The following is a 20,718-nucleotide window of genomic DNA, read 5'->3' as shown; positions in this document are numbered from 1 at the left end:
CCTCCGCACCTGTTCAACCTTGTTGTGTCCTTCAACAGGGCATACAGCACTGATTTTAATTTTTAAGCTGTATTAATAAAACATTTTTACACGAACAATCTCTAAGGTGGATGGCTCAATCACGCCTATAAAAAATACTTATTTTTATATCCCCTTGTGATTGTCAATTGCATTGAACATGCGGGGAACAATGATGTCTGAATTCACTCAACCAAAAATCATTTCAATCGAAAATCGCCCACAAAAATCCAAGGTCTTTGTAAAGTGCATCGTGGTGCCGATCGTCATTTTTTTAATTATTGCTAAAGTCTTTTCCTTTGGCTGGTTTGGCTACCTATTCTTTGGCATCTGGCTGTTATGGTTTGTGATCACCTATTACTTCTATACATATGGCAATACCTACTTTGCAGGTATGACGGAGCAACTGACCCGTCAAGGTGAACAGTTTAATTATCACAATCGTGGGGTCTGGATTAACAGTCAGCATAAAACCATCATCCTGTTTGATGAACCCGAACAGCGTTTAGTGAAATACCCATTTGATTATATTACTTCGGTCGGTCACTTCAACTTAGTTGAAGACAAAGTGTCTTATACAAGCACAATTACTAGCAATCCGATGACGGGAACGCATATCCGCTATCACGAACATCGCAGCCCAGTCAAAAGAGAATACCAAGTCAATATTGGAACACGCGATCAATTCAAACCGCATTACCGCCTCAAAGTGTTGTTTCCTTGGCGTAGCCCCAAAATGGCCAGTGAAATCCGCCAACTACTATCAGCTGATCATTACCAATAATAACCAAGAATAAGAGAGGGTAATAAAATGATGAAACATTCAAAATCGGGGATGCAATCCATTAGAACCAGCACCTTAATGCTGGCCATCAGTATGGCGATGGCCGGATGTAGCGGTGGTGGTGGCGGTTCAAGTTCTAGTGGAAGTGCTAGTGGAGCAGAGGACTCAAATAATGGCGGTACTTCACCTCAGCCTGTCACGTGTTCTGAAACGCAATATCTCCAAGAAGGGATCTGTAAAAACAAGACAGCACAAAGCTTTGAACCTTTACAGCTCCAGCGCTTTCTCAAAGGTCAGGCCTATCAGTTAAACCTGAAGACGGATCAAGATCTGACCCTCAGTTTTAGCAGTGAGAGTCCCAATATTTGTGACTTCGAACTAGGCGAGCTCAAAGCCCTTGGTGTGGGCAAATGTACTTTAACACTGACACAGGCAGGAATATCACAGCTTCTGCCTGTGAATAGCACAATGATGGTGGATGTCATTGAGGCGCAAGCAGAGGAGCATAAAGATCTGAATGCCTGTCATGCAGGAAGACCCAGTGAGGCGGAGCGTCAGCTGTTTATCAATACATTGAATGAGATTCGTGCCTTACATAATCTGCCGAAAGTTCGCTATGACCAGGCTTATGAAGACCAAATGATGCAAGCCTCTATGTTACTGGCGGTGAATGAAAAGACCTCACATTATCCAGATGGAACATGGCGTTGTTTTAGTGATATTGGCTATCAAGGGGCTTCAACATCGAACTTGAACTTTGTTCAAGCCTATCAACCTTTAGCCAGCTACGGTGCTGATACCCATGTGATCAATTGGTTGATTGAAAAAAACTCGGCCAGCATTGGACATCGACGTCATATCTTGAGTCCCTTCCTGACTAAAACCGCCTATGGTGAAGTCTCCAATACCGAGGCTAAAAGCGTAGCGACCATCTTAGGGGCTGCCATGAAGGTGGTCTATCCCTATGCATCACAAACCCTAGGCACTACGATGCCGAAAGGGGGGATTGCCTATCCGTATCATGTGTATCCGAAGAAATTCTTTGCAAAAACTGAACCTTTATCCTTGTCGATTTTAGTCAATACTCAAAATGCCTATGCCAACAATACGGTGGATTTTTCACAGGCGAAGCTCATAGTGACTAGACGAGACAATCAGCACATCCAAACGATCAGCAACATCCAGTATGACAATATCAGCTATGGTTTAGTGGCCAATAACCTGCAATTTCATTTTAACGCAATGCAATACAACGTGATCTATGACGTTCAGGTGCAAAACGTATTGGTGGATGGAAAAGCTGAGGATTATGCCTACTGGTTTAAAGTCGATGATCAGTCTGATGAACAGCACTTATCAGGAGAAAAACGCTCAGCAGGAGAATCCTCCAATGGCATTTAAGCTGAGACCATTTTTACTTGCTAATGCTTCACTGTTGGTTTTACAGACTGCAGTGGCACAGCCAGTGACTTTAGAGCAAGGCTTAAACTGTTTGGATTGGGCCAAGCAAGAACAGTCGTTTAGCAATCAATTGGCCACAGGAGAATGGACGCATACCGCAGCCTCTAAGCGAACAACGCTGCAACAACAATTTAAGCAGCAATACACCCAGCAAAAATCAAGCGTGGTAGATGATCCAGACGATGAAAACTACTGTGAGGATTGTCCTGAAATAGAAGTCTATTTGCCCAAAGATAAACGCAATCCGATTCAACGCATCGAGGCTTTGATGCAGGTCAGTGTAGCTGGGGCAAGTACCTCGATTTATCGCAATGATGACATGGCCCAAACCAAAGAAAAAATTGAAGCGGGTTTAAAGATTCAGTTCAGTCACTATAGCGGGCAGCAATTTAAACGCTTTAAACAGCAGTGGGATCAAGCCTCAGCACATGACAATGAGAAACGTACTAAGACCCATCAGGTCTTTCAACAGTATCCGCATTTAAAGGTGTTTAACGGGGAGGTCTTTCAAAATGGAAAGCGTTACAGCCCTAAACAGATTTACATCTATACCCAGCACTATAAACGGGATGTTTCTGATCTGACCGACATGATTGCCTATATCAGTCTGTATGACCATCCAATAGATCCATCACAGCACATATTACAGTGTGGCTTTATTGACAATATGTTTTAAACCGCTTCAACTGAATAAATAAAGAGTAGCATCATGAAAAAAATATTTTTAGCGGGCTTATGTCTCAGCCTTTCAACCTTAGCCTGTGCGGGCGCCAAAGAAAGCCTGATCGGAAAACGTTTGGTGATGGACCTCCCTGAGGTTCAATGTGCCGGCTTGTCCTTCTCCAAAAATGGCAAAGATGCGGCGATGTATGCAGAACTGGGGCAGTGTCAGGATCCCCTACATCTTAGGGTCAGATGGTTGGATGACAAGACCTTTATCTTAATTGAAAAAGTACGCCTCAATGAGACCTCTCCACCCCGTAGCTTTTTATATAAAGTCAAAAGCGTCAATCAGGATTATGTACAGCTGACAGAGATCTGGACAGGGTGGGGAGACTCAAAAGACGATACGCTGGGTTATTATTTTAGATAACCAGATTGCAATAGTGATCAAGACGAGCCCTTGCTGAGGCAGGGGCCTTTAAAACAAGAAATGAATGATTCAATCAGTATTTATAGGAATTCGATCATGTTATGTCGTCCAGTATTTTATCCAGCAAAATTTGAACAAGAAGGGCAAGCGTACAACGTCTCTTTTCGGGATATTCCCGAGGCAATCACTTGTGGTGATGACTGGGACGATGCCTTACAAATGGCCAAAGATGCGCTGTTCACCAGTGTGGACTTTTATCGTGAAGAGGGTCGGACTTTACCTTCACCCAGTGAATGCCAAGAGGGTGAGATCCTGATTGCTTTGGATCTGGCACTGACATAAATCTCACAAGCATCAAAAAGTGAGGAGACCAATGTGAAAAGCAAAGAACACAAAGATTTAGAACAAGATAAAGACCTAGAACAACTCGCAGATATTTTATGTGATGTTTGTATGGAATCCACGAAACTGAACCATGCTGTCCTGTCTACCAATTGGGGTAAGGAATCCAAACATGATGGAGAACAGTATCAACTGTATTTATGTGAGGCATGTTTTTTCGCTACTGTCGCAACGTTAAAAAGAGAGCATCGGGTGAAGCAGATGTTTAATGAGGATTTTAACGAAGCTGAATTGGAACGATTTGGTCGGAAATAAAGATATCACGATGATGGATTGCGCCTATGGATGACAATATTAAAAGACTTTTAGTAGAAGCTGAATTGAAAAACTTAGCAGCGGGTTCCGTGTTTTCTATTCAAGAGTTTAGTGTTGCTCTTTCTAAGAAGCAGCTTTTAAGCTTTTTATCTCCCTATCTGGATCAAGGGGAGGTCAGTCAGGTTATCCCTAATATTTACTATAAAGTTAAATTCTCAAATCTTTTTAATCCGCCGAGAGCATTGCCGCCTGATATCTTTGAAGTATTGGCTGCGATGACCCGATTAACAGGCGAGATATTTCAATATGATGGTGGCTATTGTGCCAATCGTTTAGGGCTAAGTACTCAAGTCCCGCTATATCATGTCTTGCATACAAATGGCCGTTCAAGACGATTCAAACTGGCGGGTGTAGATGTGGTGCTGAATCACACAGATGATCAACGACTGCTTCAATACCCTTTGCAAAAGGTCGGTATGGCGATCTCAGCGCTGTATTATTTAGGACCAAATGTTGTGGATGATAAGATCATCAAAGCGATCAAAGATCAGTTGTCACTTGAGGAGTATGAAAAGTTACTTTCAGCGGATTTGCCGAAATAGCCTATTCCTGTGTAAGCCTACGAACTATTCCTATTTGCACCCTACCTGTCATTCTTGTTCCAAGTAGCCGATCAAGAATTAAATTACATAGTTAAATTGATATTGCATGCTTGAAATATGGTCAAATTATAGGGCAAATATGATGCAATTCTTACCATATAGTATGAGGTCTTAGATATGAAGGGATTAACTTTTATTGATGGTGCGACTGTTTCTACGACGGATGTTCGCAAATCTTGGAGTAAAATTGTTCAAGTTGTCAAAGATAGCCATAAACCTGTTTTTGTTTGCACGAACAATACGCCCGAAGCTGTTGTTCTAAGCTTTGAAGAATTTCAAAACATGCAGGAAATCGTTGAAGCTGCTCGACGTGAACAGCTAGGACAACAGATGGTTTGTGATCTGTTGGATATTGCTCAGTTAACAGATCAGCCGATCAGACCTATGCTTTTGAACAAAAAAGGTGTGTTTGAAGAAGCAGAAGGGCAATAAGCAGGGCTGTTGGTGATATTTATGGGATTTTCGTAAGATTCGATTCAGATGCCCTTGAAGGGAAAGAGTGTCATACAATTGAAATTGTTAAAACTAATTTAACAGTTGTACTTTTATGGTCTATTCTTGGACTGCCACCTGCATTAGGCTTTACATCTCTTGCTTCAGGATTTAATACTAAGAATGTTTTGAATTCCTCCTATTTTTCCTGAGTCCAATAAACAAGACCACATATTGTATACATTGATTTTAGTTATACTACCTTGCAGTAGCTTATTTCATACTACTTGGTGATATTTTTAAATACTAATTTTAAATTCACAGGTTTAAAGACGATGTACTATTTCGCAGAGGATCCCTTCTAGATAATGTTACCTAGGAGGAACAATGAAAAAACTAAAACATCAATACAAGCAATCAATACAAAGTACTCGACACGATTATCTTTGGAAGGTTTACCCTAATGTCAGAAGTGCTATATTTAAGAAATTTAGTACTCAGCAAGAGCGTAGCTTTTATTTTTTGCATCGTATTGAATACAAAAGCTATTCGCTTAAAATTCGTGTAGCACGTGGTACAGGCTTACCTCAAGTTTGGGATGATTTTCCGACTTGCGTTTATAAAGTTGCTAAAAGTTGGAAACATAATTCTAAGAGAGCACATCAGTACTACAAAGAACATGAACAAAAATAAAAATCGGAGCTATTGATCTGACTCTCCAACACTTGTAGGGTCATCAGGCTATTACGGGATTATGCATGTCAGACATCTGTGTTTTAAAGATTGATAGATGAGCACTAATTGGTAAAAAGCCCCTTAAAGGGGCTTTTTTTGAAATTAATCAAGATCATATTTAATATTAAAATAAAATAATTAGCCATTTTTTACAAAAATATGCAAGTTTAAAATTTTAATTAAATTAAAATTAACATGTCGAGCATTTTAATATCTTAAAGGTAAATATGGGTACATATGAAATTACTCTTCAAGATGAGAACTTTAATTTACATAATCTTATGAAAGTTAAAGACTCTATTTATGATCCTGTTAAAAGAATAGAAACAGAACAGTGGTTGTGGATTTACTCCGAAACATCTGTTTTTTTCTATATCGAACTTTGGTCTGAGTTAGATCACGCTCAACTCAATCAAATACTCTTAGTTAAAAATAGGAAATTTAAAGTTATCGATATAAAAAATAACAAAATTCGATATTCTTAGTTTTTTTTACATTATTTAAATTTTAATCGCATTTAACAACAATAATTTAACAGAAGAAAACTATTTAATATTTTTTATTGATCCATAGTAATAATTCAGTTTTTTTATAGGAATTATAAAAGTGGAATACTTAACAAAAGATCATGTAGAGATTAATAAAATAGTTAAAGATATTCGTTTTGTGATGGTGACTTTCACAACTGAAGAAGGGCACTTACACTCAGTTCCTATGACCACACAAAATACTGATTTTAATGGGATTGTCTGGTTTATCGGTTCAAAAAAATCTGAACTGGTTAAAAATATTCAAAATCATCCTCAGGTCAACCTTGGCTACAGCAATATCTCGAATAATGACTATCTATCCGTGAATGGTATAGCTGAAGCCGTTAATGATCCTCAAGTTCTAGATCAGCTATGGTCATCTGCTTATGAAGCGTTCTTCGAACAAGGTAAAGCAGACCCTGATATTCAATTGATTCGAGTAATTTGTAATGGTGCTCAGTATTGGAAAGGGGCAGGTAAGCTTGTAACTCTATTCAAATTAGCAAAAGCATCCATATCAGGTGAAACTGAGCAGCTCGGTACAAGCCATACGATTAAGCTTTAAAATATAAATAAAAAAGACGAACCTTAGTTCGTCTTTTTTTATAAGTAAGAAGTAACACCCCTTTGATTCAAACCCACCTTACGACGAATGCGGGTTTGTTTCTCACTGGCAAGCTCATTTAATAAAATAATTAAATTGTCTTCATTTAGAGCAGAAGGAGTAAATACTTCTAGTCCCAAATTATTGAAAAATAATTCAATTTTAGAACCCTTTTGAACGTATTTCATTGACCAGTTTTTAAAGATAGCTTGATCGATATCAACAACTTCAAACTCAATAATATTGTAATGTCTCAGGTCTAATTTAATTCTATCAAATAATTCTAGAACTATCGCCTTATCACCCTCAAGACATTGAAAAAAATGGTTATTGGCGTAATAAAGCACACCAAATATTGTATTTTTTTCATTGAAGTCGCGAGCCACGCTTAGGATACTGTTTAAGTCTTCAATAAGATCAGTAGATGATTCATTTCGGGTACTCGCATAGCACAGTCGAATTTTCATAAACTACCCCTAACGTAATTTAGATTACGAGTAAGGGCCCTATTCATCTGCTTCAAAGTGATAAGGTTCTACCTCATACTCTCCAGCTAAAAGCTCGATGAAGGGAGGAATAGTTTCACTAGATAAAAGATATGGGTTGAATTCATCTAGATGATTTTCTATGAAAAAATCTCCTAATCTTTTATTGATCGGTGCAAATTTCATAGTCCAATTCTTGAACAAACCGACATCAACTTTTTCATAAAAGAGAATTTCACAGTTTTGGTGCCGAGGATCTTTTAAAATTTTATTGTAAAAAAGATCATCAACTTTAGTACTGCGCCCCTCTAGACATTGAACAAAGTAGCCATGCCCATAGTACAAGGCACCAGTAATATGATTACGTGAGTTAAAATCTACAGCAGAATTAATGATTTGCATTAAATCATTTTTTAGCCCTGGATGAGTGCTTGTAGACTTACTCGCATATAAAACTCTTACAAATTCCATTAGTTGGTTTCCGCATATAGTGATTAGATAATCTGTGGTGCAAACCATTAATTTTATTAAGGAATTTAATCCCATTCATAAAATGAAGAGTATTGAACTATTACGATACAGAGTTATATAGTTCTATGCGAATATTTTTGAAAATTAACGAAAAATCTTTAAATGTAAAGTTTTTTTACTCCTGTTTTAGCGAATTGTTAAAGAATGAAGTGTGTTTTACCATATGTTAAATTTAAATTAATGATATTAAATAAGAAAGTATAATAAATAGGAAATCTTACTGGTTGAATTGTATACAATTGTAAGCTATTTCTCACAACCATGTAGGCTATGGATTATAGTGTCATATTTCAGAATATCTATACTGCCTACATACACAGCAGTGTTCATTATTAATAAAACTGAATATAAATTTAAGAGTTAATCTGCGAACTCTTAATTGAAAAATAATTAGTTATAAGATTAATGAGCATATTAGGATGTTGTGTTGGGGTAGACTTCTCCCTCCTTAGTGGGATTACTAAGGAGGGAGATAGTTTTAGTTAATTACTTATTAGACGAGGAAATGTAATGTTATTCATAAAAAATACTTTTGTTATAATTTCTTCCATATTTGTGATTTCTTTATTAATCGTAATATTTAATAAATTTGGAATGAATAAAAACTTCAATTTAATTTTCTCAGCACTTCTATATGGTTTGTTTGCCACACTTTATTTTAAGACCTATATCTTAAGCTTAGTTAGTATAGGTGCTTTTTATAGTTCTCTTTTTGTCTTTACTAATTCATTTGAAGTCATAGGGATGTTGTTATTATCATGCAGCGTTCTAATTATTGTTAAAATGATAATGCCAAAACTTAAAAATGAAAATATTGAGCATATGTTTCTTAAAGAAACACAAAATAGTTAGATATTAATATCAATACAAAAGCCACTTTTATGTGGCTTCTTATTTTTCAAATTTAATCTAATTTTTATTCTAAACGGCTTTGTTGCACCAACCTATCGATAAATCCTTATCCCGTAATATAATCTGTAAATGAATAATCCTACACCTAAAATTTATCGTACAACCAATTGGTCATCCTACAAGCGCGCTCTGATAAATGGAGGAAATATCTCAATTTGATTTGACCCCAAAACTCAATGGTTTGCTAAACCCAAAGTCAAAATGGTCGAAATTGGACAACTCCGGATTATTCAACCATTTGCAGAAGACAAAAGCATATTGATATTCAAATTTGCTATAAAAAGAGTTGTAACGGATTGCATCTACTCGTCGATTCCACGGGCTTGAAGTTTTTAGGTGAAGGTGAATGGAAACGTAAGAAACATCAACCTGAATATCGTCGCCAATGGCGTAAACTGCATATCGGTATAGATGCTAAAACCCTGCAATTACGAGCAGTTCAGCTTGCAACGAATAATGTCAGTACTTCGCAAGAGCGAAATGAATTACTTCGAACAGTTAAACGTTTCGGCAGGCCACTATGGAAAAAATGGTCAGGCTATTATCGCCGAAGTTTGGTCGAAACCAAGATGCATTGCGTCAAATTATTGGGGGATAAACTCAGTGCGAGAAACTTTCAAAACCAAGTCAATGAAATGCATGCACGTGTGGCAGTATTAAATAAATTTACGGAGTTAGGTCGACCTCTCACCGAGTTATCACTTGAATTTGAGTAGAACAGGGTAAATTTAACTTTTAAATCTTTATGCAACAAAGCCGATTAATGATAATAATTTTTAATTATATTCCTATTTTATTTATGATAGTCATATTAATAAAATGTATAATTTTAACTATTTGTTATTTAAAGGTATTTTTTTATAAATTTATGTTATTTACAAATAAAATTAAATGGATTAAGGATTTTTTAAGGTTCAAAACTTATTTTTTATTTAATCTATTTATGGGAGATGATTATGACTATATTCATCTTTGAGCAACAGCCTTTAACTAAATTAAATGATTATGACTATCATTCATTATGTCAGAAAAATACGCAACACTTAAAAAATGCGCAGACGCTAAATCTGCCAAATTTATATAATATTTCGTCATTTCAAAAGAAAACACAGCTAAGTGTTCATGAGGCTGGGGTAGTAGATTACTTTGAACGAAAAGAGATCGAAGAATACATTAGCTTAAAATATAGAGAAAAACATAATGCAACCTTAACGCATTTTTCTTCAACCTTGTTCCTAGGTACATCTGAGGATCAGATGCAGGTTGCTATTGGCATAGAACATCTCAAGACACATAAAGCTTTTTTAGAACAATATTTAGAACAGCCAATTGAACGAAGTTTGCAAAATATAACTCAACAACATGTATCGAGATCAAAGATTGTTGAGATCGGAAATCTGGCATCAGAAAATATGGAATACGCTAAAATGATTGTAGCTTTCCTTGTTTTCTATTTAAGCTTGGATGGTGCTGAGTGGGCTGTTTGTACTGGCACCATAGCGGTGAGGTATGTGTTGCAGCAAATGGGCTTGCATTTCCATGTTTTGGAAAAAGCTAATCCAGATGTGCTCGGTGAGGCGAAAAAGCAATGGGGAAATTATTATGAACAAAAACCATTGGTGCTTGCGATCAATGTAGCCGAATCCCTATCTGTGACGCAAAAAAATTATGACTTTAATGTTGGAAAAATAATAAAAACAGGTGGGTTCTTGCTATGAAAACACTTTTTGACACAATCCATCACCATGCAGTGTGCACTCCAAATTTGGAAGCCATCATTACAGATTCAACTATAGTTACGTATAAAGAGCTAGATGACGTTGTAGATCAACTCTACCAAGAGCTTTTAACACTAAATAGTCAAAAACTTGCCATTTGGGGGATGAATAGTATTGATTGGATTTATATCGATTTGGCAGCGAAAAAAGCACAAATTACAGTCATTCCAATCCCATTATTCTTTAGTCCCAATCAAATTTTGCATCTCATTCAGGATAGCGCTGTTGATACCATTTTTATTGGATCTAACAAGATTGAAGCACTTGAAGTTGAAATGATGGAGTTTGACTGGCTTGAGACATTGTATGCTCAAAAACGGATTCATCACGATTTACAGGCGAAAAATGCTTCAGGCCGGTTTGTCAGTTTGAAAGTGGAACCTTCTGCGCAATTTGATCATGCAGTACCATCTAAAATCACGTATACCTCAGGTAGTACAGGCACTCCGAAAGGAGTTTGCTTGGGTGAGGATACTATTCAATCTATTACTGAGTCATTGAGCCATGCTTTAGCTTCAAGCCACTTAGGGCGCCACCTGTGTCTAATTCCATTTGCAACATTATTGGAAAACATTGCAGGAATTTACGTAGCATTCAATATGGGGCGTTCAGTTGTGGTTGGTAATGTTAGCACGTTCGGCTTAGTCTCAAACAATGAGTTTAAGGTAGATAGATTTGCTCATGCGGTGCAGAGCTACCAAATTGAAAGTGTGATTTTACTGCCGCAGATGTTAAAGGCAATGGTGGAGTACATTCATCAATTTGGAGCTACGGTTTTTAAAAGTCTTAAGTTTATTGCTGTAGGTGGTGGCAAGGTTTCATCGGATTTGCTGATGCAGTCAGAACAATTACACCTACCTGTATATGAGGGATATGGACTTTCAGAATGTGCTTCCGTCGTTAGTCTTAATCTGCCGAATGCTAGAAAAATTGGTAGCGTAGGAAAACCATTGCCTCATGTGAAAGTCAAAATTTCTGATCAGGGTGAGGTCGTGGTTCGAGGCAATGCTATGCAGGGGTATTTAAACGATGCCTCTATAGATCCATTGATTCATACAGGGGATGCAGGCTTTTTTGATGATGAGGGCTTTCTATTTATTACTGGTCGAATCAAACAAATTATTGTCAGTAGTTTTGGTCGAAATATTTCACCAGAGTGGGTGGAGTCAAATGGCTCAACGGAACCTGAAATCAATCAAATCGCTATCTTTGGAGAAGCACAACCTTATCTGTCTGCAGTTATTTACGCCAAAGAAGACGTCAGTGACAGTATGTTGGAACATGCCATTCATAAAGCGAACACTCGCATGCCTGATTATGCGCAGATTAAGCAATGGTGTAGATCGAAAGAGCCTTTCTCGTTAAGTAATCAGATGCTTACAGACAACGGAAAACTTCGACGAAATGAAATCCAGAAACAGTTTAAACGCTATTTGTGATGGTTTTTCCCAATCCATAGATAGAGATTTGTGAATCGAAGAATAATCGATTCTGACGAACATGAAATACCACTTCAATATTAGTGAGTAGAGAAAATGAGTATAAAACAAAAAATTTTTGAGCTAGATCATAGCCATAGAAATCATCATACAAACCATGCAGTGATCAAAAATACTTTACGTGAACAAGGTTGGATACTTTTAAGAGGAGAGCATTATGATGTTCAGCGTTTCAGCCACTTGATGTCCAAATTGTGCAAAAAACTAACTTATGATCCTGCACGTGAAAATATCACTAAACAATCACAGAAAGTAGATGCCGGCACACAAGCTGTTGGCTTGCATATTGAAAATGGAACGACACCCTTACCACCAGATATTATTGCTTTTTTTAGCCAAACAAGTGCTACTTTGGGATCACAAACAACAGTTTGTGATGGGCATGCTGTGTGGAAAAGCTTGTCAGATCGTTTAAAACAACAGTTTGCTGCTCCGATGACAATTAGTCGATATCTACCGAAACAGATTTGGCAGAAATATGTAGCGAGTGCCTTCAATATTGAGAATGCGGAAACAGTCACATGGGAGGACTTGAACAAGTTTATTAAAGCAATACCTGGACAAGCTATTAGTCTAGCGAATGAAGGTGGAGTGGAATATCACTTGCAAATGCCTATGATTCGTCAAGATAACTTAAAAGGTGTCCCAGCATTTGCTAATACATTATTGGGGCCATCATATAACTATGAAAAGCCCAAGTTCAGTTTTGCAGATGGTCAAGCTATCAGTGAAAATCTGATTTCAGAACTTTCAGAACTTTGTGAGCAACATACACAGGAAATTAACTGGCAAGATGGCGATGTTGTCATTATCGACAATAAACGTTTTATGCATGGTCGACGTGAGATTTTAGTGCCGTTAGAACTCCGAAAATTATACATCAGTATGGGGCTAGGCCTGAATGATGCATTTTAATCTTCATTGATTCAGCAATTTACAGTGAGAATATCTATGTCAAATTTAACAGCGGTAATTGTCGGAGCAACGGGCGGTATTGGTAAGGCGATCGTCGAAAATCTGTGTGTCCATAATGTGAATGTTATTTTAGTTGCGCGTAATATTGAAGCCTTACAGGATATGCACAATCGACTGAAGGATCAATTTCCTCAAATAAAATTAAGTAGTCTTTGCTGTGATTTGAGTGATGCTACAAGTCGACAGAAATTCATCCAAACTTTGGCGCAGCAAAATGTGACAATTAATTACTATATTAATAATGCTGGAATTAATGATTTTTCATTATTTAGCCAACAGTCCGCTGAAGCGATCGAACAAATGATGATGGTTAATGTGGTTTACCCACTAGAAATGATTCAGAAAATAATCCCGTTAATGTCAAAGCAGGAGCCTAGTCAGATTATCAATATGGGTTCAACCTTTGGCAGTATTGGTTATCCGGGTTATGTGAGTTATTGTGCAAGCAAGTTTGCTTTACGTGGCGCCACAGAAGCTTTAGCGCGAGAATATTCAAACTCAGCAATTCTGTTTAAATATTTTTCTCCGCGGGCAACGGATACAGCAATGAATAGTCCTGTTGTCGTAGAAATGAATGCTAAACTGGGTGTGAAAATGGATAATCCTGAGTTTGTTGCAGAAGAGCTTTATCAATTTTTACAAAACGATAAGCTTTACTATCAAGTTGGATATCCTGAAAAAATATTTGTGAAAGTGAATCAAATTTTACCTACAGTGGTATCCAAAGCTATTAATAAAAATATAGATATAATAAAGAACTATGCAGATTTAAATGATCCAGAAATAACTAGATTTTTATGAGATTTAAATCATGTACATTAATAGTTATGAAAAATAAATAATAAACCTATTAGAAAAAGACCATGCTAAAGCATGGTCTTTTTATTCAGTTAAGATTATCCAATACAAATTGTGGTGACTTAATAAACAATTTGATTAAAGCCTGTGCCGAGCTTGAAGGATGCCGAACACCTCTTTCCCAACTTTCTAGGGTTCTTGGAGATATGCCAAGTTTAGATGCTAACTGTTGTTGAGAGATATTCATTTTTTTACGTGCCTTAATGATTTCCTGAGCTAATGTTAAATTAACGATATATGGGAAATCATGATTAAAATTCACATGGTGCTGTTGAAGTAGATGCATAAATACCCTCTTCTTTCTAAGGACCTAATAAGCAAGTTGAAGTAAGAATCTAAAGCTCATAGCAATGACCAATAAACTTAAGAAACCGACTAGCCATAACAAGATGAACCATTGAAATTTAGATAATTTCATTAGAAATTCCTTTAATGATAACCTTCATCCCCAACACGAACTTTATCTCTGAATACCCAGTATGAAAGGGCGGTATAGACCAGTATGATTGGAATCAAGATCAGTGCCCCAATCAGTGCGAAAAGCTGGCTATTGGCAGGTGCAGCAGCATCCCAAATGGTAATTGAGGGCGGTATAATGTAAGGAAAAATACTGATACAGAATCCTGAGTACGCCAGAAATACGAGTCCTAAGGTATATAAAAAGGGCATAGCTTCATTTTGTTTAATACATGAGCGCACCGCTAAAACGGTACAAACTAGAACAAGTAAAGGGACTGGGCTAAAATAAATCAATTGAGTGGGATTAAACCAGCGCTCAGCAATTTGTGGATGTGCAATTGGCGTATAGATGCTGACAGCAATAAAAATAACCAATAAGCCAATCAAAAGCTTGGGCATTAATTTATACATATGCTTTTGTAGTACCTCATCAGTCTTCATGATGAGCCAACCACATCCCAATGCTGCATAAACGACTACAACTCCCAAACCTGTAAATAATGAAAAAGGTGTTAACCAGTCAAAGCCACCACCAGCGTAACGATTATCAACAATATCAATACCCTGAATATAAGCGCCTAAGATTACCCCTTGTAAGAAACTGGCAACAATAGAGCCCCAAATAAATGCATTATCCCAAATGTACTTTGTTCGATTGGCTTTGAAACGAAACTCAAAAGCCACGCCTCTAAAAATCAAAGCTATTACCATCAAAATGATAGGTAAATATAGGGCTGACAGAACCGCTGAATAGACAATAGGGAAAGCCGCAAAAAGACCAGCACCACCTAAAACCATCCATGTCTCATTACCATCCCAAACGGGGGCAACGGTGTTCATCATGACATCACGTTCCTGCTGATTTTTAATAAAGGGGAATAAAATCCCGATACCTAAATCAAAGCCATCAAGTACAACGTAAATAAAAACACCAACTGCAATAATGACAATCCAGATTAAAGATAAATCAATCATGAAGATGCTCCTTGATCCTGATCATCAATTTTTTCATCAATGGCACTCAGAGGTCGCATTGGTGTTTTGAAATGGCCAACGCCTCCAATTTCTTCTGGTGCGTTATGTAAAAACTCAGGTCCTTTATGCATGAGTTTGAGCATGTAATAAATGCCCACACCAAAGACAATGAAATACACGATCACAAAAATAATCAGAGTTAATCCAACTTGTTCCGCCGAAACAGGAGAAAGGGCATCTTTAGTCCTCATAACGCCATAGATAATCCATGGCTGACGTCCTACTTCTGTGGTGAACCAACCTGCGAGTAAGGCGATGAAGCCAGAAGGGCCCATCAGGATTGCAAAGCGATGAAACCACTTACTCTCATAGAGGCTGCCTTTTTTTCTGAGCCATAGGGCAGTGACTGCAAGGAAGAGCATAAGCATACCCAGCCCAACCATGATACGGAAACTCCAAAATACTATTGTTGAATTTGGGCGATCTTCAGGCGCAAAGTCTTTTAATCCTTTCACCGTCCCATTCATGGAGTGGGTCAGAATTAGGCTTCCTAAATGTGGAATTGCAATCGCATATTCCGTGCGTTCTTCTTGCATATCAGGAATACCAAATAAATATAAGGGCATCCCATGATCATGGTTCGTTTCCCAATGGCCTTCCATAGCAGCAAGTTTGGCTGGTTGATGTTTTAGGGTATTTAAACCATGGGCATCACCTATAAAAATTTGGAGGGGAGCTAAAATGAGGATTAACCAAAGTGCCATAGAAAATGATGTTTTGACTAATGCATCTCTACGGCCTTTGAGTAAGTGCCAAGCAGCAGTAGCAGCAACAAGTAGAGCTGCCACTAAAAAGGCTGCAAGTGCCATATGGAATAAGCGATAGATAAAGGACGGGTTAAAAACAATAGCAAACCAATCTTGAGGTACTACAATTCCATTTTCAATGGTGAAGCCTTGAGGTGTCTGCATCCAACTGTTTGAAGACAAAATCCAGAACATTGAAATACATGTACCGATGGCGACCATCAATGTGGCAAAAAAGTGTGCTTTTTTGCCGACTCGACCCCATCCAAAAAGCATGATGCCTAAAAATCCAGCCTCTAAGAAGAAAGCACTTAGAACTTCGTAGCTCAGTAATGGGCCTGTTATTCCTCCTGCAAATCGAGAAAACTCACTCCAGTTTGTACCAAACTGATAGCTCATCACGACACCAGAAACGACACCCATGCCGAATGATAATGCAAATACTTTCACCCAGAATTTGAATAAATCATGATAAATAGACTCGTTTGTTCTAAGCCATCGCCATTCCAAAACAGCAAGAAAACTTGCCAGTCCAATAGAAATCGCAGGGAAAATAATATGAAATGACACCGTGAATGCAAACTGAATACGTGCTAACTCAAGTGCCGTAAAGCCTAAGGTCATAGCAACTCTCCACATCCGAAGCGTGCTCTAGATTGCATAAGCTCTGATATGAGTGTGCCTACACAGATACGTGCATTTTTTAAAAGTAAAAACATAGCGATTAGTCTCTTCAACTAATTAAATTTTAAAACAATAAGGAATTGCCAATAAATTTAGACAGCAAAAGAGACAGGAGGTGCTCGACCTTGAGGGATCAGAAATAATTGTTTTAAAAGAAAAAAGATATGAAAGAAAGCTTCTTTAAAAGCTAATAACCGAACTTGAATTCTCACGACTACTTCTTTAACACCCATGTCTGGTAGTGGAACGACATGTGCGTAAACTACACAGTACTGACATTGATGATTTGCATCGTGATGATGGCTAGATGAAGTTTTTTGTTCAAGATTTGCATGATTAAGCTTTTCAATATCATGATTAGCTAAACCCAACTCTTGATGAGAGTGATTATGCGTAGAATGATGTGAGCTATGCTCATGGTGAGAAGTATCTAATTGAAGTGCATGGACAATAGTTTCACAGACAGGAGAAATTTGATATTTCTCTGGAAGTAAAGGCTGTAGAAAAACAGCAATCTGTAACAAGATTGCAGAGAGTGCTAGCAATCTTCCTAAAACCATGATCACTTAGATGGTCTCAATTATCCAAGTAAGGAAAATGGATTGTAGCAGAATATATATTTATTAAAAGTACATTGTATTAAATTGAAAGTCTTATATTTTTATTTAATTTTGTCTACTTAAAGTATTTTAAAAATAGATTATTTTAATTTAAGTAGTTGATTTTAATCTGAATTGTTTCAGATTAAAATCATGCATGATTAATTTTGCTTTTAAAAAATAATGATTAAAATTTATAAAGTAAAGTAGATGAGAGTATTTTCCCTACATTGTAGGGGTATTTATTACACATTCGATTATTATCTAAATCTTTGTGCTTTAAGATTTTCGATTTTTTTAAATTGAATTATTTCATCAGTTTTACTCATTAGATATCTTAAAATAATAATGGTATTGTAAATTATGATTTTACAATTTATCTATTGAATTGAGAGCTGCATTTGTCCTTGCGATAGCTGCGATGTTGTTGCAAATAACCGTTTTTATGCAACCTTTACTACCAGAGAAATTTCAATTCTCACTGGTATGCGTAACTATTTCCGATTTAAAAGCTCAGATACAAAATCAAGAACTACAGCATCAGCATGTATCACACCATCACGATGTTGATGCTATTAAATTAGAAACCGCAAAAACCGCACATCATCATCAGTTAGATCATCAATGTATGTTCTGTACTGCATATGGTCATTTGGTCGCAAATTTAGAGATTGATCTAAACCCTATTTTAGATCGTATTCAAATTCGTTTAATGTCGTTTCAGAAAGCGTTTAAACATGTCTATTTTGTACTCCAGCGGCTTTTTTTAACTCCTCAGGGGCGTGCACCTCCTTTATTTGCTTAGATTCCAACCTCTTATGTAAATGGAACATGGATGAAGTGTTCCAATGGAAACTTATGCTTAAAAGGAATTGAAATGCCTCAATTCAAATTGAACCCTTATTTAAAAGGGAATCATTCTATTGTTTCGCCTCAAGTAACAGGGCTTAAACACAATCACGCCTTAATTGATTTAGCACAGCGTTCTGTTGTTGCCCTATCAATTTATGGGCTTGGTTTACAACTAAGCTATGCTGAAGATAACTCAGCGCAATCTATGCAATTGCCTGTTTTAGTGATTGAAGCTCAAAAACAAAGTACGGCTGACCCACTCCAACTGAAACAAGTCAACTCAACGGGCAGTCGCTTAGGGTTAACAGCTCAAGAAACCCCTGCAACAGTTCAAACCATTACTCAAGAAGACTTACAAGAAAAAGGCTTAAGAACGGTTAAAGAGGCATTTGGCAATGTGACAGGTGCGACTGTAGGTAATGTGCCGGGTAACCCCGCTGTGCTTACGATGCGTGGTTTTTCTGGTAATGCCAACACGGTATTGCAGGATGGCGTTCGTGTGGGGGCTTCTACCTTCGTAACAAGGGATTTAGATGTTTGGAAGTATGAAAAGATTGAGGTTTTAAAAGGACCCTCATCTGTACTTTTTGGTGAAGGTGCTTTAGGCGGTGCAGTGAATTTAGTCACCCGAAAACCTAATTTAGAAAAGAAAACTGTGGAAGGGCTGCTTAACTACGGTAGTTTTAATACAGTAAGAGTCGCTATAGGTGGGAATCTACCAATAAATGATGAATTGGCTATTCGCTCTGATGTGAGTTATCTCAAATCAGATAGTTTGTATGATATTGATGATCAAGAAACGACTAAATTCGGTGCGGCAGTGAGTCTGCTGTATAAGCCGAATGATGATTTATCAATGCTGTTTTCAGCAAATTTTGATCATGACAAAGAAACTTCAAGCTATAACGGCTCACCGTTAGTTTCAGCTTCGACAGCTAAAAATCCTAGTCACATCGTAGATAATCCTTATGGTCTAGTCGTGGATAAGACAACAAGGCATAAAAATTATAATCCAGACGGTGGTGAGTTAAGTGCTGACACAACGACTCTCTCTTGGTCGACGGATTATCGCCTTTCACCATCATGGACGTTCAATAATATTGCAACGTATTACCATGCAGATCGAAAATTCTATCTATCCCCAGAACAAAATTTTGACAGCCAAACGGGGCTATTCAAACGGACAGTACAGCGTTGGAGCCATGATCATGATGTATGGAGTAATCGCTTTAGTTTCGGTCATGATCAATTGATTGCAGGGACGTATCGTAATCGACTGAGCATAGGCTCTGAATATAGCTATACCGATTTTAGTAGTCCCAGACCTGGTGGCAACCTCAGCGCTGTAGATCCATATCATCCAAATGTTGGAGAGATGCCTACCAGTGATTGGGCGGGATGGACGAGTTACAATAAATTTTCAACTCAAATTAAGAATTGGTCTGTTTTTGCAGAGGATGCTTTTAACATAACGCCAGATTGGCTTGTTGTCGGTGGGGCACGCTATGAACGTCTTGATGTAGAGCGAACAATTGATAACATCCTAACCGATAGTCAGCAGCAATTTAATCCTACTTTTAACCCATTCTCTTGGCGTATAGGCAGTGTTTATAATCTAACTCCAGATACCCAGCTATACGGTCAATATAGTACAGCGGTTACCCCCGTTTCTTCTTTACTTGTGATCTCGACAGCGAATGGAAGTTTCGATCTATCAAAATGGAAATCGGCTGAACTTGGTTTTAAGTCGAGTGTATTAGACGGCAAGCTGGACATGATTGGTTCAGTTTACTGGATTGAATTAAATCATATTTTAACTCGTGATCCGAACAATATTAATTTAACTGTTCAGGGAGGACAGCAGGTCTCTAAAGGCGCTGAATTTACAGCATCTGCTGCGATTACACCGCAGTTAAAAGCGAGCTTAGGTTTGGCTTGGGTTGATGCAGAATACAAGAAATTAATAGAAGCGGGCGGTGCGAATCGTTCAGGCAATCAGCCGATTAATGTTCCCGAAAAAGTTGCCAATGCCTCATTAAGTTACCAGTTTAGTACTTTACCAATTACTGTGAGTGGATTTGCAAAATATGCGAGTGGTTTCTACACAGATACAGCGAATACATACTTTGTAGATGGTCATACCACGTACGATGCTTCCTTAGCATATGACCTAAAAAATATGACTTTTACACTATGGGGCCGAAACCTGACCGATGAATTTTATGGTGAGTATTCAGGCTACTCCGCGAAGCAAATTTATATTGGTGCACCAAGAAGTGTCGAACTCGGCGTCACATTTAAATTTTAAGCACCAGATTTCATAACCCTA

Annotated in this window: 22 protein-coding genes and 1 pseudogene; 17 read left to right on the top strand and 6 right to left on the bottom strand. The window is 37.6% G+C overall.

Features of this window, described 5'->3' with window-relative positions:
- Positions 1-193 precede the first annotated feature (193 nt).
- The 10 genes from KVY11_RS00815 (at position 194) to KVY11_RS00770 (ending at position 6,937) form a co-directional block, all read left to right on the top strand.
- Entirely contained in the window at positions 194-802 is a 609-nt protein-coding gene (locus KVY11_RS00815; protein WP_151732045.1) for a hypothetical protein, read from the top strand.
- A gap of 27 nt (positions 803-829) precedes the next feature.
- Positions 830-2,203 (top strand): CAP domain-containing protein, encoded by a 1,374-nt coding sequence (locus KVY11_RS00810; protein WP_218287708.1) that lies wholly within the window; start codon positions 830-832, stop codon positions 2,201-2,203.
- Positions 2,193-2,939: a hypothetical protein gene (locus KVY11_RS00805; RefSeq protein ID WP_151732043.1), complete on the top strand. Its 747-nt coding sequence runs from the start codon at positions 2,193-2,195 to the stop codon at positions 2,937-2,939. The genes KVY11_RS00810 and KVY11_RS00805 overlap by 11 nt, the downstream gene beginning before the upstream one ends.
- 33 nt (positions 2,940-2,972) lie before the next feature.
- Positions 2,973-3,356 (top strand): hypothetical protein, encoded by a 384-nt coding sequence (locus KVY11_RS00800; protein WP_218287707.1) that lies wholly within the window; start codon positions 2,973-2,975, stop codon positions 3,354-3,356.
- Positions 3,357-3,452: 96 nt separating this feature from the next.
- Positions 3,453-3,698, top strand: coding sequence for a type II toxin-antitoxin system HicB family antitoxin (locus KVY11_RS00795; protein ID WP_151732041.1), 246 nt, complete (start codon positions 3,453-3,455; stop codon positions 3,696-3,698).
- A gap of 33 nt (positions 3,699-3,731) precedes the next feature.
- A complete protein-coding gene (locus KVY11_RS00790) occupies positions 3,732-4,013 on the top strand; it encodes a hypothetical protein (RefSeq protein WP_218287706.1) in 282 nt (93 codons plus the stop codon).
- Positions 4,014-4,039: 26 nt separating this feature from the next.
- The gene (locus tag KVY11_RS00785; RefSeq protein WP_218287703.1) at positions 4,040-4,615 is read left to right on the top strand and encodes a DUF6088 family protein; all 576 of its coding nucleotides are present in this window, start codon (positions 4,040-4,042) and stop codon (positions 4,613-4,615) included.
- 177 nt (positions 4,616-4,792) lie between these two features.
- On the top strand, positions 4,793-5,107 hold the full coding sequence (locus KVY11_RS00780) for a type II toxin-antitoxin system Phd/YefM family antitoxin (protein ID WP_218287702.1): 315 nt from the start codon (positions 4,793-4,795) through the stop codon (positions 5,105-5,107).
- 387 nt (positions 5,108-5,494) lie between these two features.
- Positions 5,495-5,800, top strand: coding sequence for a hypothetical protein (locus KVY11_RS00775; RefSeq protein ID WP_010326913.1), 306 nt, complete (start codon positions 5,495-5,497; stop codon positions 5,798-5,800).
- Between the two features lie 648 nt (positions 5,801-6,448).
- Positions 6,449-6,937: a pyridoxamine 5'-phosphate oxidase family protein gene (locus KVY11_RS00770; RefSeq protein ID WP_218287700.1), complete on the top strand. Its 489-nt coding sequence runs from the start codon at positions 6,449-6,451 to the stop codon at positions 6,935-6,937.
- 38 nt (positions 6,938-6,975) lie between these two features.
- Here KVY11_RS00770 and KVY11_RS00765 read toward each other — a convergent pair whose 3' ends face one another.
- Together KVY11_RS00765 and KVY11_RS00760 are read right to left on the bottom strand one after the other, a co-directional pair.
- A complete protein-coding gene (locus KVY11_RS00765; protein ID WP_218287699.1) occupies positions 6,976-7,443 on the bottom strand; it encodes a BLUF domain-containing protein in 468 nt (155 codons plus the stop codon).
- Between the two features lie 39 nt (positions 7,444-7,482).
- Positions 7,483-7,932 carry a BLUF domain-containing protein gene (locus tag KVY11_RS00760; protein ID WP_218287698.1) on the bottom strand — a complete coding sequence of 150 codons (450 nt, stop codon included), beginning with the start codon at positions 7,930-7,932 and terminating at the stop codon, positions 7,483-7,485.
- Between the two features lie 1,041 nt (positions 7,933-8,973).
- Here KVY11_RS00760 and KVY11_RS00755 point away from each other — a divergent pair.
- The 5 genes and pseudogenes from KVY11_RS00755 to KVY11_RS00735 all read left to right on the top strand — a co-directional run bounded on the left by KVY11_RS00755 (position 8,974) and on the right by KVY11_RS00735 (position 13,957).
- Positions 8,974-9,620 (top strand): annotated as a pseudogene (locus tag KVY11_RS00755) (transposase).
- Positions 9,621-9,860: 240 nt separating this feature from the next.
- Positions 9,861-10,622 carry a thermostable hemolysin gene (locus tag KVY11_RS00750; protein ID WP_234303688.1) on the top strand — a complete coding sequence of 254 codons (762 nt, stop codon included), beginning with the start codon at positions 9,861-9,863 and terminating at the stop codon, positions 10,620-10,622.
- On the top strand, positions 10,619-12,121 hold the full coding sequence (locus KVY11_RS00745; protein ID WP_218287694.1) for an AMP-binding protein: 1,503 nt from the start codon (positions 10,619-10,621) through the stop codon (positions 12,119-12,121). The genes KVY11_RS00750 and KVY11_RS00745 overlap by 4 nt, the downstream gene beginning before the upstream one ends.
- Before the next feature lie 96 nt (positions 12,122-12,217).
- Positions 12,218-13,096: a TauD/TfdA family dioxygenase gene (locus tag KVY11_RS00740; protein WP_218287693.1), complete on the top strand. Its 879-nt coding sequence runs from the start codon at positions 12,218-12,220 to the stop codon at positions 13,094-13,096.
- Positions 13,097-13,132: 36 nt separating this feature from the next.
- Complete coding sequence (locus KVY11_RS00735) at positions 13,133-13,957, top strand: SDR family oxidoreductase (RefSeq protein WP_218287692.1); 825 nt, start codon at positions 13,133-13,135, stop codon at positions 13,955-13,957.
- Between the two features lie 85 nt (positions 13,958-14,042).
- Here the strand turns inward: KVY11_RS00735 and KVY11_RS00730 are convergent, their stop codons facing one another.
- The 4 genes from KVY11_RS00730 to KVY11_RS00715 all read right to left on the bottom strand — a co-directional run bounded on the left by KVY11_RS00730 (position 14,043) and on the right by KVY11_RS00715 (position 17,498).
- Positions 14,043-14,300 carry a DNA-binding transcriptional regulator gene (locus tag KVY11_RS00730; protein ID WP_218287691.1) on the bottom strand — a complete coding sequence of 86 codons (258 nt, stop codon included), beginning with the start codon at positions 14,298-14,300 and terminating at the stop codon, positions 14,043-14,045.
- 143 nt (positions 14,301-14,443) lie between these two features.
- Positions 14,444-15,448, bottom strand: a complete 1,005-nt coding sequence (cydB, locus tag KVY11_RS00725) for a cytochrome d ubiquinol oxidase subunit II (protein ID WP_218287683.1) — start codon at positions 15,446-15,448, stop codon at positions 14,444-14,446.
- Positions 15,445-16,878: a cytochrome ubiquinol oxidase subunit I gene (locus tag KVY11_RS00720; protein ID WP_218287681.1), complete on the bottom strand. Its 1,434-nt coding sequence runs from the start codon at positions 16,876-16,878 to the stop codon at positions 15,445-15,447. Before KVY11_RS00720 ends, cydB begins: the two co-directional genes overlap by 4 nt.
- 152 nt (positions 16,879-17,030) lie before the next feature.
- On the bottom strand, positions 17,031-17,498 hold the full coding sequence (locus KVY11_RS00715) for a DUF2946 domain-containing protein (protein WP_058952317.1): 468 nt from the start codon (positions 17,496-17,498) through the stop codon (positions 17,031-17,033).
- 460 nt (positions 17,499-17,958) lie between these two features.
- Here KVY11_RS00715 and KVY11_RS00710 point away from each other — a divergent pair, with 460 nt between their 5' ends.
- Positions 17,959-18,342: a DUF2946 family protein gene (locus KVY11_RS00710; RefSeq protein WP_058952316.1), complete on the top strand. Its 384-nt coding sequence runs from the start codon at positions 17,959-17,961 to the stop codon at positions 18,340-18,342.
- A 72-nt stretch (positions 18,343-18,414) separates the two neighbouring features.
- Complete coding sequence (locus tag KVY11_RS00705; RefSeq protein ID WP_218287680.1) at positions 18,415-20,697, top strand: TonB-dependent siderophore receptor; 2,283 nt, start codon at positions 18,415-18,417, stop codon at positions 20,695-20,697.
- The last annotated feature ends 21 nt before the right edge of the window (positions 20,698-20,718 follow it).

This window comes from Acinetobacter sp. CWB-G5, assembly GCF_019209785.1.
Lineage (GTDB): Bacteria > Pseudomonadota > Gammaproteobacteria > Pseudomonadales > Moraxellaceae > Acinetobacter > Acinetobacter johnsonii.
This window is presented reverse-complemented; position numbering and strand designations above follow the sequence as displayed.

Coding starts and splice junctions, on each gene's coding strand:
- KVY11_RS00810 (WP_218287708.1), top strand. CDS start 830: ATGATGAAACATTCAAAATCGGGGATGCAATCCATTAGAACCAGCACC.
- KVY11_RS00730 (WP_218287691.1), bottom strand. CDS start 14,300: ATGCATCTACTTCAACAGCACCATGTGAATTTTAATCATGATTTCCCA.
- KVY11_RS00805 (WP_151732043.1), top strand. CDS start 2,193: ATGGCATTTAAGCTGAGACCATTTTTACTTGCTAATGCTTCACTGTTG.
- KVY11_RS00745 (WP_218287694.1), top strand. CDS start 10,619: ATGAAAACACTTTTTGACACAATCCATCACCATGCAGTGTGCACTCCA.
- KVY11_RS00710 (WP_058952316.1), top strand. CDS start 17,959: ATGTTGTTGCAAATAACCGTTTTTATGCAACCTTTACTACCAGAGAAA.
- KVY11_RS00720 (WP_218287681.1), bottom strand. CDS start 16,878: ATGACCTTAGGCTTTACGGCACTTGAGTTAGCACGTATTCAGTTTGCA.
- KVY11_RS00815 (WP_151732045.1), top strand. CDS start 194: ATGTCTGAATTCACTCAACCAAAAATCATTTCAATCGAAAATCGCCCA.
- KVY11_RS00775 (WP_010326913.1), top strand. CDS start 5,495: ATGAAAAAACTAAAACATCAATACAAGCAATCAATACAAAGTACTCGA.
- KVY11_RS00715 (WP_058952317.1), bottom strand. CDS start 17,498: ATGGTTTTAGGAAGATTGCTAGCACTCTCTGCAATCTTGTTACAGATT.
- KVY11_RS00800 (WP_218287707.1), top strand. CDS start 2,973: ATGAAAAAAATATTTTTAGCGGGCTTATGTCTCAGCCTTTCAACCTTA.
- KVY11_RS00765 (WP_218287699.1), bottom strand. CDS start 7,443: ATGAAAATTCGACTGTGCTATGCGAGTACCCGAAATGAATCATCTACT.
- KVY11_RS00740 (WP_218287693.1), top strand. CDS start 12,218: ATGAGTATAAAACAAAAAATTTTTGAGCTAGATCATAGCCATAGAAAT.
- cydB (WP_218287683.1), bottom strand. CDS start 15,448: ATGATTGATTTATCTTTAATCTGGATTGTCATTATTGCAGTTGGTGTT.
- KVY11_RS00705 (WP_218287680.1), top strand. CDS start 18,415: ATGCCTCAATTCAAATTGAACCCTTATTTAAAAGGGAATCATTCTATT.
- KVY11_RS00795 (WP_151732041.1), top strand. CDS start 3,453: ATGTTATGTCGTCCAGTATTTTATCCAGCAAAATTTGAACAAGAAGGG.
- KVY11_RS00760 (WP_218287698.1), bottom strand. CDS start 7,932: ATGGAATTTGTAAGAGTTTTATATGCGAGTAAGTCTACAAGCACTCAT.
- KVY11_RS00780 (WP_218287702.1), top strand. CDS start 4,793: ATGAAGGGATTAACTTTTATTGATGGTGCGACTGTTTCTACGACGGAT.
- KVY11_RS00735 (WP_218287692.1), top strand. CDS start 13,133: ATGTCAAATTTAACAGCGGTAATTGTCGGAGCAACGGGCGGTATTGGT.
- KVY11_RS00750 (WP_234303688.1), top strand. CDS start 9,861: ATGACTATATTCATCTTTGAGCAACAGCCTTTAACTAAATTAAATGAT.
- KVY11_RS00785 (WP_218287703.1), top strand. CDS start 4,040: ATGGATGACAATATTAAAAGACTTTTAGTAGAAGCTGAATTGAAAAAC.